This is a genomic window from Moorena sp. SIO4E2, assembly GCF_010671945.1.
Classification (GTDB): Bacteria; Cyanobacteriota; Cyanobacteriia; order Cyanobacteriales; family Coleofasciculaceae; genus Moorena; species Moorena producens.
The window spans coordinates 1-4,063 of record NZ_JAAHIE010000606.1 but is presented as its reverse complement, the minus strand read 5'-3'; the positions used below and the strand labels follow the sequence as shown (position 1 = coordinate 4,063).

Genomic DNA, 4,063 nt, shown 5'->3' with positions numbered 1-4,063 from the left:
CTTCCTTTGGCTTCTGAATCTTGTCGTCCTGGAAGTTTTGGATTTACTATCCAGGGTTCCTTGAGTAATGAAGAACCAGGAAAAGATATCAAGGAAATGCTACTCAATCCCCTGACACCTATTCAGGGGTATGGTTCTCTAGAAAACCCCTGGCGATTTATTCGTAACCAATTAGCAATTCGGTCTAGAAAAAATAGCAATTAAAAATAAACAAATGACTAAAGGAATTTAACAGTGGTTTCTACAGGTGATTTTCCCGAAACAGCCGATATCGAAACATCTTCTGATGATTATGCCTCCCGTTTTGCCGGAGAAATTGGGGCTTGGCTACTGAAAGTCCAGGAAGACGCAACCTTGAAAATGCTGACTCCTTATCCTAAAGCCACCATCCTTGATGTGGGAGGAGGACATGGTCAACTCACCGGGGCTCTGATTCAAAATGGTTATCAACTCACTGTGCTTGGTAGTGCAGATGTCTGTAAAGGGAGGATTCAGAATTTTCTTGATGCTAATCTTTGTTCCTTCAAGGTGGGCAATGTTTTGGATCTCCCTTACCCAGACGGAGCGTTTGATGTTGTGATCAGCTACCGATTCCTCGCTCATGTCACTCAATGGCAGTCTTTTTTAACAGAACTAAATCGAGTAGCAAAGCAAGCCGTAATCCTAGACTATCCTACAGTGAGGAGCGTAAATGCTATTGCCCCTTATCTCTTTAAGTTCAAGAAAGGGTTGGAAGGAAATACACGAGAGTTTATCTGTTATAAGGAACATGAGCTTCTAGAATTTTTTAAATCTATTGGTCTGAGCAAAGCTGAGCGCTATCCCCAATTCTTTGTGCCTATGGTACTTCATCGGGCTTTAAAATCTCCATTACTGTCATCAGTTATGGAACAATTATTAAAACTATCAGGACTAACCTATGTATTTGGATCACCAGTGATTTTGAAGCTCAATAAAACCTGATGAGCATTCGCAAAATGAGCGATAAAAAGGAAATACCCACACCAAACTAACAATTGACCATTTTAAAGTAGATTGATTGGAGGAACACCGTGAGAATATTAGTAACAGGGGGCACAGGTTTTACAGGTAGCCATCTGACACGCCGCCTAATACAAAAAGGTCATGATCTTGTTGTCCTTGACAATAAACCAGGTCTGTTTTTTGATCAACTCAAGGAACTAGGAGCAGAAATTCACCTGGGTAGCGTTGCTGACCGAGATATTGTAGACAAAGTGACCCAAGGCTGTGATGTGGTTCACCACTTAGCAGCAGCATTTCGCCAGGTAAACCTTCCCCAATCAGTGTACTGGAACGTGAATGTGGAGGGAACACGCTACCTATTGGAGGCTGCTCTCAAGTATGGGGTGCAGAAGTTTGTATACTGTAGCACCTGTGGGGTTCACGGAGATGTGAAGCAAACACCAGCTGGTGAAGATGCGCCCATTGCCCCTGCGGATTACTATCAATACACCAAATATGAAGGGGAAAAAATCATTCCTGAATTCGTAGAGAAGGGGTTAAAGGTAGTAAGCCTGAGACCTGCCGCTATCTACGGACCTGGGGATCCGGAACGGTTTTCAATCCTGTTCAAGCGGGTGAATAAGGGACGCTTCTTAATGTTTGGCGATGGCCTGTCTCATTACCACCCCTTGTATATCGATAATCTAGTCGATGCTTTTGAACTGGCTGCGGATTCAGATAAAGGCAACGGGGAGGTATACCTGATCGCTGATGAAAACTACCATAGTCTCAATGACTTGGTTACTGCGATCGCAAAAGCCCTTGACCTTAAACTAAACCTGATCCATCTCCCGTTCTGGCCCCTTTGGACAGTTGCCTTTGCCACCGAGATGGTCTACAAGCCTTTCCCAAGAGTCGATCCCCCTCTGTTTCGGCGACGGGTTGATTGGTTCCGGCAGAATCGTGCCTTCAGTATTGAAAAGGCTAAGCAGGATCTCGGTTACCAACCTAAAGTAGATCTTCCAACCGGATTAGTACGAACAGCTGAGTGGTATCGGGAAAAGGGCATCATTTGAAAGTAGCAGAAACCTTTCAGTGTGCGTAACTTACCAAATTTGGACAAATTAAAGAGAAATAAAACATGAACAGTCATAGCCAGCAGGCAGCAGCCCGTTTTGATGAGTGGGCGAATTCATACAGTGAAGACCGGATTTCCTCTTGGTTCACATTTTACCAATCCATGGCCATGTCCAAGCTAAAACTTCCAGAAAGAGATAGCTTTTTGGACGTAGGTTGCGGTACTGGTTGGGCTGTTAGAGAAGCTGCCAAACAGCTCAAATCAGGTAAAGCCTGTGGCATCGACATCTCTCCAAAGATGATCGAGAATGCCCTAGCTCAAACTCGGAATGGGCAAAATCAAACTATAGAGTTCCAGGTTGCTAATTCTGAGGAAATACCCTATCAAGATCAATCCTTTAGCTCGATTATCTGTACCTTTTCTATTCATCATTATCAAAACCCCGTCCGTGCTTTATCAGAGATGAAGCGAGTTCTGAAAGACGATGGTTCGATTGTAATTTTAGATTCAGCCAGAGATGTCTCCTTTCCCATCTGGCTGCAAGACCGGGGGCGGCGATACTTTGAAAAAAGCCACGTTAAATACTATACCACTAAAGAAATGAAGGCTCTGGTAGCAGAAGCTGAATTACAACTTGTTGGTGAAATCACGACCGTTAATAAATTTATGGATCATAACAAAGTATTTACTGGTTTGATGTTACTTGAATGTAGTAAATAAAGAGTATTTTGCTGTAATCAGTTGTTGCTAAAAATCAGGATTTCATTGAGATGGAACAGGGTAATTTCAAGGTTAAGGAAGTCAGTAAGGGTAAAATTCCCCGCTGGCAACAGTATGCAGCATTGGTCGTGGGAAAGACCGAACTGATGAGCTTCCTAAAGTATGAAATAATTACCTTCTTTTTGATGAACTTGCCTGGAGCATTAGGGCTCTATCTGCGGAGCAAGTTTTATCCCCTGATTTTGGGAGAGGTGGGGTCGAAGGTGGTCTTTGGACGGGGGGTAACCCTCCGTCATCCCCACAAAATTCGGATTGGTGAGAATGTGATTATTGACGACAACTGCGTATTGGATGCCAAAGGGCAGTCGAATTCAGGCATTTCCCTTGGGGATGGGGTGTTTGTTGGTCGCAATTCCATTATCTATTGCAAAGATGGGGATATTGAAATCCAACCTCAGGTCAATATTGGAGCCAATTGCCAAATCTACTCCAAATGTCTAGTGAAAATTGGCAAAGGGACAATGATAGCAGCATACAACTGTATCTTGAGCGGCGGTAGATATGATTACAAGTCCGAAGTCCCCTTAGCAGAGCAAAGTAGCTATACGAACGGACCAACCTTAATTGGGGAGGGCTGTTGGTTGGGTACTAAAGCTGTGGTTTTGGATGGTCTATCCATTGGCGATCGCACTGTAGTAGGGGCAGGAGCAGTAGTGACTAAGGATCTTCCCGCTGGTGTAGTGGCCATGGGTGTTCCTGCCAAAGTAAGAGAACAAGTTTGCTCATAAAAGTTTGTTGTCTTTTAGATAGCTTCAGACCTGATCCATTAACCAACAGAACTTGAAGTAACTATTTTTTATTAAAATCACTATATTTTAAGGTTTAACATGAAGCGAAACATTCAAAAATTAGCACAACAAGAATACGACCTCCTGATTGTTGGTGGTGGAATCAACGGCGCTGCATCTGCCTGGGACGCTACGCTTCGTGGTCTTAAAGTTGCCCTCCTGGAACGGGCGGATTTTGGAGGAGCTACTTCTTCTAATAGTGCCAAAATTGCTCACAGTGGGGTTAGATATTTACAGCACGCTGACTTTAAGCGGATGAGAGAATCCATTAGCGAACGTGCTACACTCATGCAGATCGCCCCCCACTTGATAGATGTGCAGCCTTACCTCTTGCCAATTTACGGGCACGGCATCAAAGGATTAGAAACCATGACCCTGTATTTTGCCATCTATGATCTATTGAGTAGGGATCAAAGGCGGGTTAAGGATTCAGCTCGATGCATACCCAACCGCA

The 4,063-nt window shown here is 43.9% G+C and carries 5 protein-coding genes and 1 pseudogene; all 6 read left to right on the top strand.

The window, feature by feature from the left end; genetic code table 11:
* Positions 1–204: pseudogene (locus tag F6K37_RS33960) on the top strand (hypothetical protein); the annotation flags it as partial.
* Between the two features lie 30 nt (positions 205–234).
* A complete protein-coding gene (locus F6K37_RS33955) occupies positions 235–963 on the top strand; it encodes a class I SAM-dependent methyltransferase (protein ID WP_287255144.1) in 729 nt (242 codons plus the stop codon).
* Positions 964–1,052: 89 nt separating this feature from the next.
* Complete coding sequence (locus tag F6K37_RS33950; RefSeq protein WP_287255142.1) at positions 1,053–2,039, top strand: NAD-dependent epimerase/dehydratase family protein; 987 nt, start codon at positions 1,053–1,055, stop codon at positions 2,037–2,039.
* A gap of 65 nt (positions 2,040–2,104) precedes the next feature.
* Complete coding sequence (locus F6K37_RS33945) at positions 2,105–2,761, top strand: class I SAM-dependent methyltransferase (RefSeq protein ID WP_071103490.1); 657 nt, start codon at positions 2,105–2,107, stop codon at positions 2,759–2,761.
* A 50-nt stretch (positions 2,762–2,811) separates the two neighbouring features.
* Positions 2,812–3,549: an acyltransferase gene (locus F6K37_RS33940; RefSeq protein WP_287255136.1), complete on the top strand. Its 738-nt coding sequence runs from the start codon at positions 2,812–2,814 to the stop codon at positions 3,547–3,549.
* 99 nt (positions 3,550–3,648) lie between these two features.
* Positions 3,649–4,063 (top strand): FAD-dependent oxidoreductase (locus F6K37_RS33935; protein ID WP_287255134.1); only part of this gene is annotated, 415 nt, incomplete at its 3' end.